Consider the following 12,159-nt stretch of genomic DNA (forward strand, 5'->3'; position numbering starts at 1 on the left):
GCGATCCGATTTCCTCGGTGCTTTCCAGGTTCCCGCTCTCGCGTTTCCCTTTCCGGCGGTTCCGACTCTATCAGACTCTTTCGGGCCTGACTCCCGGTCAGCGGGCTTTGCCTTCCCGGCCGTTGGGCCGTTCCGACGAGTGAGACTTTAGCGGATTCCCGGCTCCCGAGCTAATCGGGGGTCGTGTTCTTTCGAACGCGGATTCCTCATTTCGCAAATACGCACGCCAATGAAACGACGCAGCCGGGCAGACATGCCGACTGAGCGTCGAGTAGTGACTGGTACTTGCGGAATGGCTGTCCGGGGACCGACCGGAGTCGGCGCTCACGTCGGACAACTCGGAGAACATTACGGATCGCGGTGCGGCGTGTCAACTTGCTGCCCCAGGGGCCCCTCTGCCCGTACGCTGGGCGGCATGACTACACGTACGTGCACCCAGCTGTGGTGGGCCGCCTGACGGCGGCCGTACACACGTATGTACTCAACGGCCGCCGCCTCGGCGGCCGTTGGTGTTTCTCCCTCCTGAGGGGCGGCCGGCCGGGGGCGGCGGTCCCGATCAGGAGGTGACGAGATGAAGCGGGTCTTCAGCGGGGTCAAGCCGACCGGGCATCTGACGCTGGGGAACTACCTGGGGGCCATGCGGCAGTGGGTCGCGGTCGACCAGCACCGGGCGGACGCGTTGTTCTGCGTCGTCGATCTGCACGCGCTGACCGTCGAGCACGATCCCGGCCGGGTACGACGGCTGAGCCGTCAGTCCGCGACGCTGTTGCTCGCGGCCGGACTCGATCCCGAGTTGTGCACCGTATTCGTGCAGAGCCATGTGGACGAGCACGCGCGGCTGTCGTACGTACTGGAATGCGTCGCCACCGACGGCGAGATGCGGCGGATGATCCAGTACCGGGAGAAGGCCGCGCGGGAACGGGAACGCGGCGGGAGTGTGCGGCTGTCGCTGCTGACGTATCCGGTGCTGATGGCGGCGGACATCCTGGCGTACGGGACCGACGAGGTGCCGGTCGGTGACGACCAGGCGCAGCACGTCGAGCTGACCCGGGATCTGGCGGTGCGGTTCAACCAGCGGTACGGGCAGACGTTCGTGGTGCCCAGGGCGACCCACCCGACGGTGGCGGCGCGGGTCATGAACCTCCAGGACCCCACGTCGAAGATGGGCAAGAGCGAGGACGTCGGGCCGGGCATCGTCTATCTGCTCGACGAACCCGACACGGTGCGGAAGAAGGTCATGCGGGCGGTGACCGACAGCGGCCGGGATCTCGTGTACGACCGTGAGCAGCGGCCGGGGGTGGCGAATCTGCTGGAGATCCTCGCCGCCTGCACGGAGGGGGATCCCCGGGCGCTGGGTGAGGCCTACGACTCGTACGGCGCTCTGAAGAAGGACACCGCGGAGGCCGTGGTCGAGACGCTCCGGCCGCTTCAGGCCCGGCACAAGGACCTGTGCGCGGACCCCGCCTATGTGGAGGGAGTGCTGCGGGACGGGGCGGAGCGGGCTCGGGCGATGGCCCGGCCGGTCGTCGATGCGGCCTATCGCTCGATCGGGCTGCTGCCGCCGGTGTCGGAGGTGGTGGTGAACGCGGCGCGGTAGGCGCGCGGGCTGGTGGCGAGGCGCGAGGCGAAGTGCTGGCGCATCGTGACCTCGCTGCCGAAGCCGGCCCGGCGGGCCACCTCGGGCATGGGCAGGTCGGTGCGTTCGAGGAGCTTCTGGGCGGCGGCGATGCGCTGGTCGAGAAGCCAGCGCAACGGCGTGGTGCCGGTCTCGGCGGCGAAGTGGCGGGCGAAGGACCGCGCCGACATGCCGGCGCGGGCGGCCAGGTCGGCGACCGTGAGCGGCTGGTGGAGATGGCGCAGGGCGTGTTCGCGGACGGCGGCGAGGGTGTCGGCGTCGCGGTCGGCGTGCGGGGTGGGGCGCTCGATGAACTGTGCCTGGGTGCCGGTGCGGAAGGGGGCCGTGACCATCGAGCGGGCGATGGTGGCGGCCGCTTCCGCGCCGTGGGCGATACGGACGAGATGGAGGCAGAGGTCGATGCCCGCCGCGGTACCGGCCGCGGTCCAGATGTTGTCGTCCTCGATGAAGAGGGCGTCGGGGACGACGGTGACCTGCGGGTGGTGGGCGCGGAACTCGTCGATCAGGTTCCAGTGGGTGATGGCGCGGCGGTCGTCGAGCAGTCCGGCCTGGGCGAGGGTGAAGGCACCGCCGCACAGAGCGGCGAGGGTGGTGCCGCGGGTGTGGGCGCGGCGCAGGGCGTCCAGGACGGGGGTGGGCGCGGGGGTGAGGTGGTCGTCGAGGCCGGGGATCACGATCAGGTCCGCGCGGTCCAGCCAGCCGAGGGTGCGGTCGGGCAGGAGGGAGAGGCCGCCGCGCATCGGGACGGCGGTGGCGGTGTCGGACGCGGCGCGGCGCAGGTCGAAGGCCGGGGCGCCACGGTCGGTGCGGTCCTGGCCCCAGACCTCGGTGATGACGGAGGCGTCGAAGGCCCGGATGCCGGGAAAGGCGACCAGGGCCACGCGGTAGGGGCGGCCGACCGGGCGCGGGGTGCTGTCCACGCTGCCGACGGTGTCAGCGCTGGCCAAGCTGTCCGCGGTGTCCACGATGGCAGTAAACCATCGATCGCTGGCTTTTGTTCTGCTGGGGCGGCGGGGCGCGCGGCGGCAGGATCGTGGGCATGGACATCGCAGAGAACGCGGCACTTGTGGTCGTCGACGTGCAGCAGGGCTTCGAGGAGCTGGAGTTCTGGGGGGCGCGCAACAACCCCGGGGCCGATGACAACATCGCGGCGCTGCTCGACGCCTGGCAGTCGACCGGACGGCCCGTCGTCTTCGTACGGCACGACTCGGTGAACCCGCGCTCGCCGCTGCGGGCGGAGTACGAGGGGAACGACTTCAAGGAGTACGTGGCACAGCGGCGCGGGAAGGGTGCCGGGGCGGAACTGCTGATCACGAAGACGGTGAACTCGGCGTTCCTCGGCACGCCCGGTCTGGACGCCTGGCTGAAGGCGGAGGGGATCGGGCAGATCGTCGTGGCCGGGATCCAGACCAACATGTGTGTGGAGACGACGGCGCGGATGGGCGGGAACCTCGGGTACGAGGTGGTGGTCGCCTACGACGCGACGTACACCTTCGACCTCGAAGGGCCGTTCGGCTGGCGGCGCGAGGCGGAGGAGCTCGCGCAAGCGGCGGCGGTGTCGCTGCACGGGGGCGGGTTCGCCCGGGTCGTGACCACGGAGGAGATCGTCGGCTCGGTGGAGTGAGCAGAGCAGGCGCGGGTGCCGTGCCGCCGCCTGCTGCCCGGCGTGCGGGCGGCGGGCAGCGGTGTGCGGGCGGCGGCGTGGGTCAGTTGTTGCCGGAGGCCAGTTCGCGGCTGCGGTCGCGGGCGGCTTCGAGAGCGGCGATCAGGGCGGCCCGTACGCCGTGGTTCTCGAGTTCGCGGATGGCGCTGATGGTGGTGCCGGCGGGCGAGGTGACGTTCTCGCGGAGCTTGACCGGGTGCTCACCGCTGTCGCGGAGCATGGTCGCGGCACCGATCGCGGACTGGACGATCAGGTCGTGGGCCTTGTCGCGGGGCAGGCCGAGGAGGATCCCGGCGTCGGTCATCGCCTCGACCAGATAGAAGAAGTACGCCGGGCCCGAGCCGGAGAGGGCGGTGCAGGCGTCCTGCTGGGACTCGGGGACGCGCAGGGTCTTGCCGACCGCGCCGAAGATCGCTTCGGCGTGGCTGACGTGGTCGGCGGTGGCGTGGGCGCCGGCGGAGATGACGGACATCGCCTCGTCGACCAGGGCGGGCGTGTTCGTCATGACCCGGACCACGGGGGTGCCGCCGGTGAGGCGGTCCTCGACGAAGGCGGTGGTGATGCCGGCGGCTCCGCTGATGACCAGGCGGTCGGCGGGGACGTGCGGGGCGAGTTCGTCGAGGAGGGTGCCCATGTCCTGCGGTTTGACGGTCAGGATCAGGGTGTCGGCGGTCTTGGCGGCCTCCGCGTTGCTGACCGGGACGACTCCGTAGCGGGTGCGGAGTTCTTCGGCTCGTTCCGGGCGGCGGGCGGTGACCAGGAGGTCGGACGGGGCCCAGCCGCCGCGGATCATTCCGCTGAGCAGAGCTTCGCCGATCTTGCCGGTGCCGAGGACCGCGACTTTCTGGATCATGGCTGAGGTGCCCTCCGAGGGGTGCGTCGTCCCGGCTCATCCTCGCACCAGGGGCGCCGGGTGCGGGTGGGTGTCCGGTGGGCGGACGCGGGTGTCGGAGGGCGGGGGGCCGGGAGCGTGCGCCGGGGCGCGCGTCTGCGGTGGGGCGTTTGCGGGGTCAGGCGGTACGGCGGCGCAGGGTGGCCGCCCCCAGGCCGAGGACCAGCAGGGCGCAGCCGGCCACGATCAGTACGTCCCGTACGAAGGTGGCCGTCATGTCGGTGTGCTTGAGCACCTCGTTCATGCCGTCGACCGCGTACGACATGGGCAGGACGTCGGAGATGGCCTCCAGGACCGGGTGCATCTGGTCGCGCGGGGTGAACAGGCCGCACAGCAGGAGCTGCGGGAAGATCACCGCGGGCATGAACTGGACCGCCTGGAACTCCGAGGCGGCGAATGCCGAGACGAACAGGCCGAGGGCGGTGCCCAGGAGCGCGTCCAGCAGGGCCACCAGGAGCAGCAGCCAGGGGGAGCCGGTGACGTCCAGGCCCAGGAGCCAGACGGCGAGACCCGTGGCCAGGGCGGACTGGACGATCGCGAGGCCGCCGAAGGCGAGGGCGTAACCCGCGATCAGGTCGCCCTTGCCGAGGGGCATGGCGAGGAGTCGTTCGAGGGTGCCCGAGGTGCGTTCGCGCAGCGTGGCGATGGACGTGACCAGGAACATCGTGATCAGCGGAAAGATCCCGAGCAGGGACGCGCCGATGTTGTCGAAGGTGTGCGGGCTGCCGTCGAAGACGTAGCGCAGCAGGACCAGCATCAGGCAGGGGACGAGGATCAGCAGCGCGATGGTGCGCGGGTCGTGGCGGAGCTGGCGCAGCACACGGGCCGCGGTGGCCGTGGTGCGGGAGAGATTCAGGGCGGCCGCGGGGGCGGGTGAGGTCGTGCTCATCGGGCTGTCTCCTTCGTGTGGCCGGCCGCGACGGCCTCGTCCACCAGGTGCAGGAAGGCCGCCTCGACCGTTTCGGAGCCGGTGCGGGTGCGCAGGGCGTCGGGGCTGTCGTCGGCGAGGATCTCGCCCTCGCGCATGAGCAGCAGCCGGTGGCAGCGCTCGGCCTCGTCCATGACGTGGGAGGAGACGAGGAGGGTGGCGCCGCGGGACGCGGCGATGTGGTGGAAGAGGTTCCACAGGTCCCGGCGCAGGACCGGGTCGAGGCCGACCGTCGGCTCGTCCAGGACCAGGAGTTCGGGGGCACCGAGGAGGGCGACCGCGAGGGAGACGCGGTTGCGCTGGCCACCGGAGAGGTTGCCGGCCAGGGCGTCGGCGTGGCTCGCGAGGTCGACGTCGGCGATGGCCCGGGTGACGTCGGCACGGCGGCGGTCGGTGGCGGCGCGGCCCGGGTCGAGGATCGCGGCGAAGTAGTCGAGGTTCTGCCGGACCGTCAGGTCGTCGAAGACGGAGGCGGCCTGGGTGACGTAGCCGATGCGGGTGCGCAGGGCGGGGTGGCCCGCGGGGCGGCCCAGGACCTCCAGGGTGCCGGTGACCTTGGCCTGGGTGCCGACGATCGCGCGCATGAGCGTCGACTTGCCGCATCCGGAGGGGCCGAGCAGACCGGTGATCTGGCCGCGCGGGACGGTGAAGTCGAGGCCGCGCAGGACGGACCTGGAGCCGCGCAGGACGGTGAGGGCTTCGGCGCGGATCGCGGGCGGGGCGGGGGCGGCGGTGGCAGTCCCGGTGTCGGTACTCGTGTCGGTACCGGTGTTGGTACCGAGGCTGGTTCCCCCGGGGTCGGGCAAGTAATTCATCATGCGATGAATAATTCTCGCGAGCGGGCGCGCCGTCAAGTGGGTGCGCGGGGCGGCGCAGGCGCGCGGCGGTGGGATTGGAGGCGGGGCGTCCGGTTCCTGCGCCTCCGCGTTCACCGGCCGCACACATCGACGGGCCCCATGGCGGGCGCCCGTTTCCGACAATGGAATTCAGTTCGCCGAGCCCTCCCCCGGCTCGGCGGCGCCCACGCGTCTCCCGCTGTCGACCGGAGGTGCTGCTGTCATGCGCTGTGGCGTACGCAAGGCCGATCTGTTCGCTTCACTCGTCGTGTTCCTCGTCGCGTTGCCGCTGTGCGTGGGCGTCGCCGTCGCCTCCGGTGTACCGGCCGAACTGGGCCTGGTCACCGGGATCGTCGGCGGCCTGGTCGCCGGGGCGCTGCCCGGCAGCAGCCTCCAGGTGAGCGGTCCGGCGGCGGGGCTGACCGTGCTCGTGTACGAGGCCGTACGGACGTACGGCCTCGAAGCACTCGGGGTCCTGGTGTGCGCGGCCGGTCTGGTGCAGCTCGCCCTTGGCGCGCTGCGGCTCGGGCGGTGGTTCCGGGCCGTGTCCGTGGCCGTCGTCCAGGGGATGCTCGCCGGGATCGGACTGGTGCTGATCGCCGGGCAGGTCTACGCCCTCGGAGACGTGGCCGCTCCGGGCGGCGGGCTCGAAAAGCTCGCCGGACTGGTGTCGCTGCCCGGCCGGATGGACCCGGTGGCGTTGTCGGTGGGCGGTGCCACCATGGCCGTACTGCTGCTGTGGCCGCGTTGGCGGCGGGGGGCTCGGCTGGTGCCCGCGCCGCTGGTCGCGGTGGGGCTGGCGGCGGCGGTGACCGGGGTGTTCGACCTGGAGGTGCGGCGGGTCGAGGTCCAAGGGCTGCTGGATGTCGTACAGGTGCCGCCGGTGGCGGAGTTCGGGCGGCTGACGGAAGTGGGGGTGCTCGGGACCGTCCTGGCCTTCGCGCTGATCGCCTCCGCGGAGTCGCTGTTCAGCGCGGCGGCGGTGGACCGGCTGCACACGGGACCGCGTACGGACTACGACCGGGAGCTGATGGCGCAGGGCGCGGGCAACACCCTGTGCGGGCTGCTGGGGGCGCTGCCGATGACGGCGGTGATCGTGCGCAGCGCGGCGAACGTGCGGGCCGGGGCGCGGACCAAGGCCTCCCGGGTGCTGCACGGGGTGTGGCTGCTGCTGTTCACCGCGGTGCTGCCCGGGGCGCTCGGGGTGATCCCGGTGGCGGCGCTGGCCGGGCTGCTGGTGCACGCCGGGTGCAAGCTCGTGCCGGTGCGCGAGGTGCGGGGGCTGTGGCGCGAGCACCGCGGGGAGGTGGTGGTGCTCGGGGTGACGGCGGTCGCGATCGTCGTCGGGAACCTGCTGGAGGGCGTGCTGGTCGGGCTCGCGCTGGCCGTCGCCAAGACGGCGTGGGAGACCAGCCATGTGCACGTGGAGACGGAGGACGTGGGGGCGGCGGGGCTCGTGGTCCGGGTGCTGGGACATGCGACGTTCCTGCGGCTGCCGAAGCTGCTGGACGCCTTGGAGGCGCTGCCGCGGGACCGGGAGATCCGGCTGGAACTCGGCGGGCTGCGGCACCTGGACCACGCCTGCGCGGCGGCTCTGGAGGGCTGGGCCGCCGCGCGGCAGGAGCGTCAGGGAGCGGCGACGATCAGCAGGACGTCGTAGACCTCCTCGACCAGGCCGGCCGGGAAGATCTCCAGGAGGCGTTCGCGCTCACGGGCGAGGAAGGCGTCGGCCGCCGACTTGCCGTGCACGAGGAAGAGGGAGTGGCTGCCGAGGTTGGCGAGGTGGGTGTCGAGCGGGACCGTGCGGCTCCAGCGGACCGTGCGCCGCGCGTGCTCCGGGACGGCCGGCACGCCCTCGAAGACGTGCGGTGTCAGATACCCGGGCGAGCCCTGCCTGTTGTCGTACTCGCTGCCGAAGTGGCGCCCGATGCGCCGCGCCTGGTCGGTGATCCACGGCACGTCGTGCGGGTCCGTGTTCCACCACAGGGCCAGCGCGCCGCCCGGCCGCAGCACACGTGCGGCCTCGGGGAGCGAGCGCGCGGGATCGGTCCAGTGCCAGGCCTGGGCGTAGGTGAGCAGGTCGACGCAGGAGGTGGCGAGGGGGAGCGCGTTGCCGTTCCCGCGCACGAGGGGGACCTCGGGGAGGGTGCGGCGGAGCTGGGCCGCCATGCCGTCCCCGGGTTCCACCGCGGTCACCTCGGCGCCGCGGGCGCGCAGCAGGGCGGTCGCGATGCCGGTGCCAGCGCCGATGTCCGCGACCCGGGCGCCACGCAGCGGGCGGCCCGCGAGGTCCTCGATCGCGTCGAAGAGGGCGGGCGGGTAGCCGGGGCGGTTCGCCGCGTACCGGGCCGCGGCGGCGTCGAAGGACCGGGCCCGGTCGGCGGAGGAGAAGGTGGTCATGTCGTGATGCTTGCGCCGGCGGCCGGGCAGTACACGCGGTTCAGCCGACGGCTTGAACCGTCGGGGGTGCGTGAGCCGGCCGATGCGCAGGAGATTCCCGCGGATCCCGGGACGCCCGCGGATCCCGGGACGCGCGGGACGCCCGGGATGCTCGGGACGCGCGGGATGCCCAGGATGCTCGGGACGCCCAGGATGCTCGGGACGCCCAGGATGCTCGGGTCCCGCGGGACCCGCGGGACGCGCGGGGTGGGGTGGACCGGGGCGCGCCTGGCGGGGCTTGCGGCCGAATCGGTCAGCGGCGGCGCTTCTTCGACGGGTTGCCGGTGCGGCGGGTCGAGCGCTTCTCGTACGCCTGCCGGGCCGCCTCGTACTCCTCGCGGTGGAGCACCTCGCCGGGAGCCTCGGTGAAGGAGCGGAAGAAGTAGGCGAGGAGCGAGCCGACGAAGCCGATGGCCAGCAGGCCGCGGAGGGAGGCCTGCCGGTCGGCGTCGGGACGCTTGCGGAAGGACTCCCAGGTGTGGCCGAAGGCCAGCGCGCTGCAGATCGCGAACATCACGACCACCAGCACCGTGACGAAGCTGCCGACGTCGGCGATCTGAAGTCCCTGGTAGGCGAAGCGCAGGACCAGACAGGCGACGGCGGCCGCGACGAGCGAGCCGACGGCCACGCCGATGCGCCGCGGCCGGTAGCCGTCGTCGTGGTTCACCCAGCTCGTGCCGAAGAAGCGGAGGGGCTCGGGGCGGGGCCCGCCGCCCTCGGAGCCCGCGGGGCTGGACATGGGGTCGGACGGGGGGTCGGTCTTGTCGGTCACTCCTTGATTATGGCTCGGCGGTCCGCGGGCTTCTTGGGGGATCAGGCGCAGCGCGAAGCCACGTAGCCGTCGCTGCCCGTGTTGACGTAGGCGTCCGAGATGAACTCGCCGTTGCTGATGTTGTCCCAGATGTTCGACGTGCCGTACGTGCCCGTGACGGTCGTGCCCGGCGTCTGGCAGTAGATGACGACCTTGGACGCCCCAGGCAGAGTGCGCGTGATGCTGTAGCCCGTACCGGGGCCGCTGCGGACGTTGAGGCGGACGTCCGCCGTCGTGTAGTAGGGCAGCGGGGCCGCCGCGGCGGTCGCTGACGAGCTCATCGCCATGAGAAGTGCTACGGCGGCGGTGCCCGCCGCAAGCACGGATCGGCGTCTACGGGATGTCATCGGTTCCCCCTGGATGGTGGTGACGGTCTCAGGCGCAGCGCGGCCGGATGTATCCGTCGCTGCCCGTGTGCACATACGTGTCCGAGACGTACTCGCCGTCGTCGATGCTGTCCCAGATGTTCGACGTGCCGTACGGACCCGCGACCGCGGTGCCCGGTGTCTGGCAGAAGATCGGGACCTTGGACCCCTCGGCCAGGACACGGACGATGGTGTAGCCGGTGCCGGGACCGCTGCGGACGTTCAGACGGACACCCGGTGCGATCGAGTAGTACGTCAGCACCGTGCTGAGGCCCTGCGCCTCGGCTGCGCCCTCTGCCTCTTCGACACGCTCGACAGACATGGAATTCCTCCCCCGTTGCACCCCATGACTGCCATGGGGCCCCGTTGATTCCCCCGAATCGCGCCACGAAACACGCGTACACGATTCGCACATGAAGGCTAGCAAGTCGCCTCTGTCTCGAACGGGTCATCGACTAGGCTCCGTCCGTCGCGCGCACGGAAGAACAGCACGGGGGTGGCTCCATGGCGCCGCAGCAGAACATCGGAGCGGGCGCGGAAGCGGAACTTCCCGAATACGCCGGGCACTACCCGCTGGAGGCCTGTCTGGGCTCCGGCGGCATGGGCGTGGTGCACCTGGCCCGGAGCACCTCTGGACTGAAACTCGCGGTCAAGGTCGTACACGCCCAGTTCGCCAAGGACCCCGAGTTCAGGGGGCGGTTCCGGCAGGAGGTGGCAGCCGCGCGACGGGTCAGCGGAGCCTTCACCGCATCCGTCGTCGACGCCGACCCGGAGGCCGGACGGCCCTGGATGGCGACCCTCTTCATCCCCGGGCCGACCCTCTCCGACCAGGTGAAGCGGAACGGCCCTATGGAGCCTGCCCAGTTGCGCCGGCTGATGGCCGGACTGGCCGAGGCGCTGCGCGACATCCATCGGGTCGGCGTGGTGCACCGGGACCTGAAGCCGAGCAACGTACTGCTCGCCGAGGACGGGCCGAAGGTCATCGACTTCGGCATCTCCCGGCCAACGGACAGCGAACTGCGTACCGAGACAGGGAAGTTGATCGGGACGCCACCGTTCATGGCGCCCGAGCAGTTCCGACGGCCGCGGGAGGTGGGGCCCGCCGCCGACATCTTCGCGCTCGGATCCGTGATGGTGCACGCGGCGACGGGACGCGGACCGTTCGACTCCGACAGTCCGTACGTCGTCGCCTACCAGGTCGTGCACGACGAGCCCGACCTGACCGGCGTACCGGAGGACCTGGCACCCCTGGTGCTGCGTTGTCTCGCCAAGGAGCCCGAGGACCGGCCCACACCGGACGAGCTGATGCGGGAACTGCGTTCGGTGGCGGCGTCGTACGACACACAGGCCTTCATCCCGGCCCAGCGGACCGGCGGCACGAGCGAACCCCGCACCGAAGAACCGGCCCGGCGCTCCGTCCGGCGCAGAGGCGCGACGGCGGCTCTCGGCGCCGGAGCGCTCGGCCTCGCCGTGCTCGGCGCACTGGTCTCGGTCCACCTCCTCGACGGAGGGAGCGGAACACCGACAAGCACCACCTCACCCACCGCGTCCGCGAGGTTCGACGGCTGGCAGGCGGCACCCGTGTCCGAGACGGGCACACCCCAGTGCTCCTACGGTGCGGGCAAGTTGCTCTGCGCCCAGCCTGGCGTGGTCTTCGCGCTCGATCCCTCCGACGGACACCGGCTGTGGCGGCAGTCCGTGGCCGGAACACGTACAAGCGGACCGCCGGTGCTGGCGGGCGGTCTCGTACAACCCGCGTCAGGCAAGGATGGGCGGTTGAAGGCGCTCGAACCCGCCTCGGGCCGGACCTCCTGGCAGCGGGACCTGCCCGCATACGACTGGCTGGCGCGAACCGAAAACATGCTCCTGGTCACCGGTGCCGACGGAACGGTCACCGGCGTGGACAGCGCCTCGGGCGACACGAAGTGGAACCGCCGGATACCGGGCCAGAGCGCGCCGGGCTTCTCCGCGTTCGCCGGTGACCCCCTGGCGTACGCGGCGACCCCGTCCGACGACCAGACGACCACGCGGGTCACCGCAGTGGACCCCGGCACGGGCGACGTGCGGTGGGAGGCACGGCTCAAGGGCTCGCTGAAGGTGGTCGGCACGGCTGACGGATCCGTCTTCCTGCTCTCCCTCGACGCGGTGTACGGGTACACGACGGCCGTGGTCCGCTACACCCCCGCCACCGGCGCGGCGCAACGGGTCGCACTCACCACCCCACTCGAACAGGCCCACGTCACCGTGCGCGGGAGCCTCGTCCACCTCATGGCCTCCGGTGGATCGCTGGTGACCGTCGACATGAATGCGCGACGACAACTGTGGCGGCTGGAGACGGGCGCGTTCCGGGGTTCGGAGCCGGCCTCCGACGGCCGTCAGGTGTACGTCACCACCCCCGACGGACGTCTGCTCGCCGTCGACGCGCGCACCGGCCGGCTGCTCGGGCAGACCCGGCCGCGGCTGGCCGCGAACTCCGACCACGTCGTCGCCGCCCTCCCCCAGCCGGTCGTCGAAGGTCACCGGGTCTACGCGGCCGCCCCCGACGGCACCGTCTTCGCCGTGGACGCCCGGCATCCCGCGGAGTGGTGA

12 protein-coding genes are annotated in these 12,159 nt (G+C 71.8%); 4 read left to right on the top strand and 8 right to left on the bottom strand.

Annotated features, from left to right (window positions below; all coding sequences use genetic code 11):
- The first annotated feature begins 571 nt into the window (after positions 1-571).
- A complete protein-coding gene (gene trpS / locus ACZ7OY_RS11485; protein WP_471911221.1) occupies positions 572-1,597 on the top strand; it encodes a tryptophan--tRNA ligase in 1,026 nt (341 codons plus the stop codon).
- On the opposite strand, the gene ACZ7OY_RS11490 is transcribed toward trpS, so the two are convergent.
- Positions 1,537-2,517, bottom strand: coding sequence for a GlxA family transcriptional regulator (locus tag ACZ7OY_RS11490; RefSeq protein WP_471911663.1), 981 nt, complete (start codon positions 2,515-2,517; stop codon positions 1,537-1,539). The two genes, trpS and ACZ7OY_RS11490, sit on opposite strands and share 61 nt — an antisense overlap.
- Positions 2,518-2,675: 158 nt before the next feature.
- On the opposite strand from ACZ7OY_RS11490, the gene ACZ7OY_RS11495 reads away from it, so the two are divergent.
- Positions 2,676-3,260: a cysteine hydrolase family protein gene (locus tag ACZ7OY_RS11495; RefSeq protein ID WP_471911222.1), complete on the top strand. Its 585-nt coding sequence runs from the start codon at positions 2,676-2,678 to the stop codon at positions 3,258-3,260.
- Between the two features lie 82 nt (positions 3,261-3,342).
- On the opposite strand, the gene proC is transcribed toward ACZ7OY_RS11495, so the two are convergent.
- The 3 genes from proC to ACZ7OY_RS11510 all read right to left on the bottom strand — a co-directional run bounded on the left by proC (position 3,343) and on the right by ACZ7OY_RS11510 (position 5,937).
- Positions 3,343-4,152, bottom strand: a complete 810-nt coding sequence (gene proC / locus ACZ7OY_RS11500; protein WP_471911223.1) for a pyrroline-5-carboxylate reductase — start codon at positions 4,150-4,152, stop codon at positions 3,343-3,345.
- Between the two features lie 157 nt (positions 4,153-4,309).
- On the bottom strand, positions 4,310-5,080 hold the full coding sequence (locus tag ACZ7OY_RS11505) for an ABC transporter permease (protein WP_471911224.1): 771 nt from the start codon (positions 5,078-5,080) through the stop codon (positions 4,310-4,312).
- Positions 5,077-5,937, bottom strand: a complete 861-nt coding sequence (locus ACZ7OY_RS11510; RefSeq protein ID WP_471911225.1) for an ABC transporter ATP-binding protein — start codon at positions 5,935-5,937, stop codon at positions 5,077-5,079. Before ACZ7OY_RS11510 ends, ACZ7OY_RS11505 begins: the two co-directional genes overlap by 4 nt.
- Positions 5,938-6,178: 241 nt before the next feature.
- Between ACZ7OY_RS11510 and ACZ7OY_RS11515 the strand changes: the two genes are divergently transcribed.
- Positions 6,179-7,615 (top strand): SulP family inorganic anion transporter, encoded by a 1,437-nt coding sequence (locus ACZ7OY_RS11515; RefSeq protein WP_471911226.1) that lies wholly within the window; start codon positions 6,179-6,181, stop codon positions 7,613-7,615.
- On the opposite strand, the gene ACZ7OY_RS11520 is transcribed toward ACZ7OY_RS11515, so the two are convergent.
- The 4 genes from ACZ7OY_RS11520 to ACZ7OY_RS11535 form a co-directional block, all read right to left on the bottom strand.
- Positions 7,582-8,355 (bottom strand): class I SAM-dependent methyltransferase, encoded by a 774-nt coding sequence (locus ACZ7OY_RS11520; protein WP_471911227.1) that lies wholly within the window; start codon positions 8,353-8,355, stop codon positions 7,582-7,584. The genes ACZ7OY_RS11515 and ACZ7OY_RS11520 overlap by 34 nt on opposite strands.
- Positions 8,356-8,647: 292 nt before the next feature.
- Complete coding sequence (locus tag ACZ7OY_RS11525; protein WP_471911664.1) at positions 8,648-9,133, bottom strand: EamA/RhaT family transporter; 486 nt, start codon at positions 9,131-9,133, stop codon at positions 8,648-8,650.
- A gap of 74 nt (positions 9,134-9,207) precedes the next feature.
- The gene (locus ACZ7OY_RS11530; protein WP_471911228.1) at positions 9,208-9,486 is read right to left on the bottom strand and encodes a peptidase; all 279 of its coding nucleotides are present in this window, start codon (positions 9,484-9,486) and stop codon (positions 9,208-9,210) included.
- 94 nt (positions 9,487-9,580) lie between these two features.
- The gene (locus ACZ7OY_RS11535) at positions 9,581-9,892 is read right to left on the bottom strand and encodes an SH3 domain-containing protein (protein WP_471911229.1); all 312 of its coding nucleotides are present in this window, start codon (positions 9,890-9,892) and stop codon (positions 9,581-9,583) included.
- Between the two features lie 182 nt (positions 9,893-10,074).
- Between ACZ7OY_RS11535 and ACZ7OY_RS11540 the strand changes: the two genes are divergently transcribed.
- On the top strand, positions 10,075-12,159 hold the full coding sequence (locus tag ACZ7OY_RS11540; protein WP_471911230.1) for a protein kinase domain-containing protein: 2,085 nt from the start codon (positions 10,075-10,077) through the stop codon (positions 12,157-12,159).

This window comes from Streptomyces sp. NPDC107559, from assembly GCF_055657365.1.

What these genes read in the sequence shown, in the direction of transcription:
- trpS (WP_471911221.1), top strand. Translation starts at nt 572, where the DNA reads ATGAAGCGGGTCTTCAGCGGGGTCAAGCCGACCGGGCATCTGACGCTG.
- ACZ7OY_RS11495 (WP_471911222.1), top strand. Translation starts at nt 2,676, where the DNA reads ATGGACATCGCAGAGAACGCGGCACTTGTGGTCGTCGACGTGCAGCAG.
- proC (WP_471911223.1), bottom strand. Translation starts at nt 4,152, where the DNA reads ATGATCCAGAAAGTCGCGGTCCTCGGCACCGGCAAGATCGGCGAAGCT.
- ACZ7OY_RS11505 (WP_471911224.1), bottom strand. Translation starts at nt 5,080, where the DNA reads ATGAGCACGACCTCACCCGCCCCCGCGGCCGCCCTGAATCTCTCCCGC.
- ACZ7OY_RS11510 (WP_471911225.1), bottom strand. Translation starts at nt 5,937, where the DNA reads ATGATGAATTACTTGCCCGACCCCGGGGGAACCAGCCTCGGTACCAAC.
- ACZ7OY_RS11515 (WP_471911226.1), top strand. Translation starts at nt 6,179, where the DNA reads ATGCGCTGTGGCGTACGCAAGGCCGATCTGTTCGCTTCACTCGTCGTG.
- ACZ7OY_RS11520 (WP_471911227.1), bottom strand. Translation starts at nt 8,355, where the DNA reads ATGACCACCTTCTCCTCCGCCGACCGGGCCCGGTCCTTCGACGCCGCC.
- ACZ7OY_RS11525 (WP_471911664.1), bottom strand. Translation starts at nt 9,133, where the DNA reads ATGTCCAGCCCCGCGGGCTCCGAGGGCGGCGGGCCCCGCCCCGAGCCC.
- ACZ7OY_RS11530 (WP_471911228.1), bottom strand. Translation starts at nt 9,486, where the DNA reads ATGAGCTCGTCAGCGACCGCCGCGGCGGCCCCGCTGCCCTACTACACG.
- ACZ7OY_RS11535 (WP_471911229.1), bottom strand. Translation starts at nt 9,892, where the DNA reads ATGTCTGTCGAGCGTGTCGAAGAGGCAGAGGGCGCAGCCGAGGCGCAG.
- ACZ7OY_RS11540 (WP_471911230.1), top strand. Translation starts at nt 10,075, where the DNA reads ATGGCGCCGCAGCAGAACATCGGAGCGGGCGCGGAAGCGGAACTTCCC.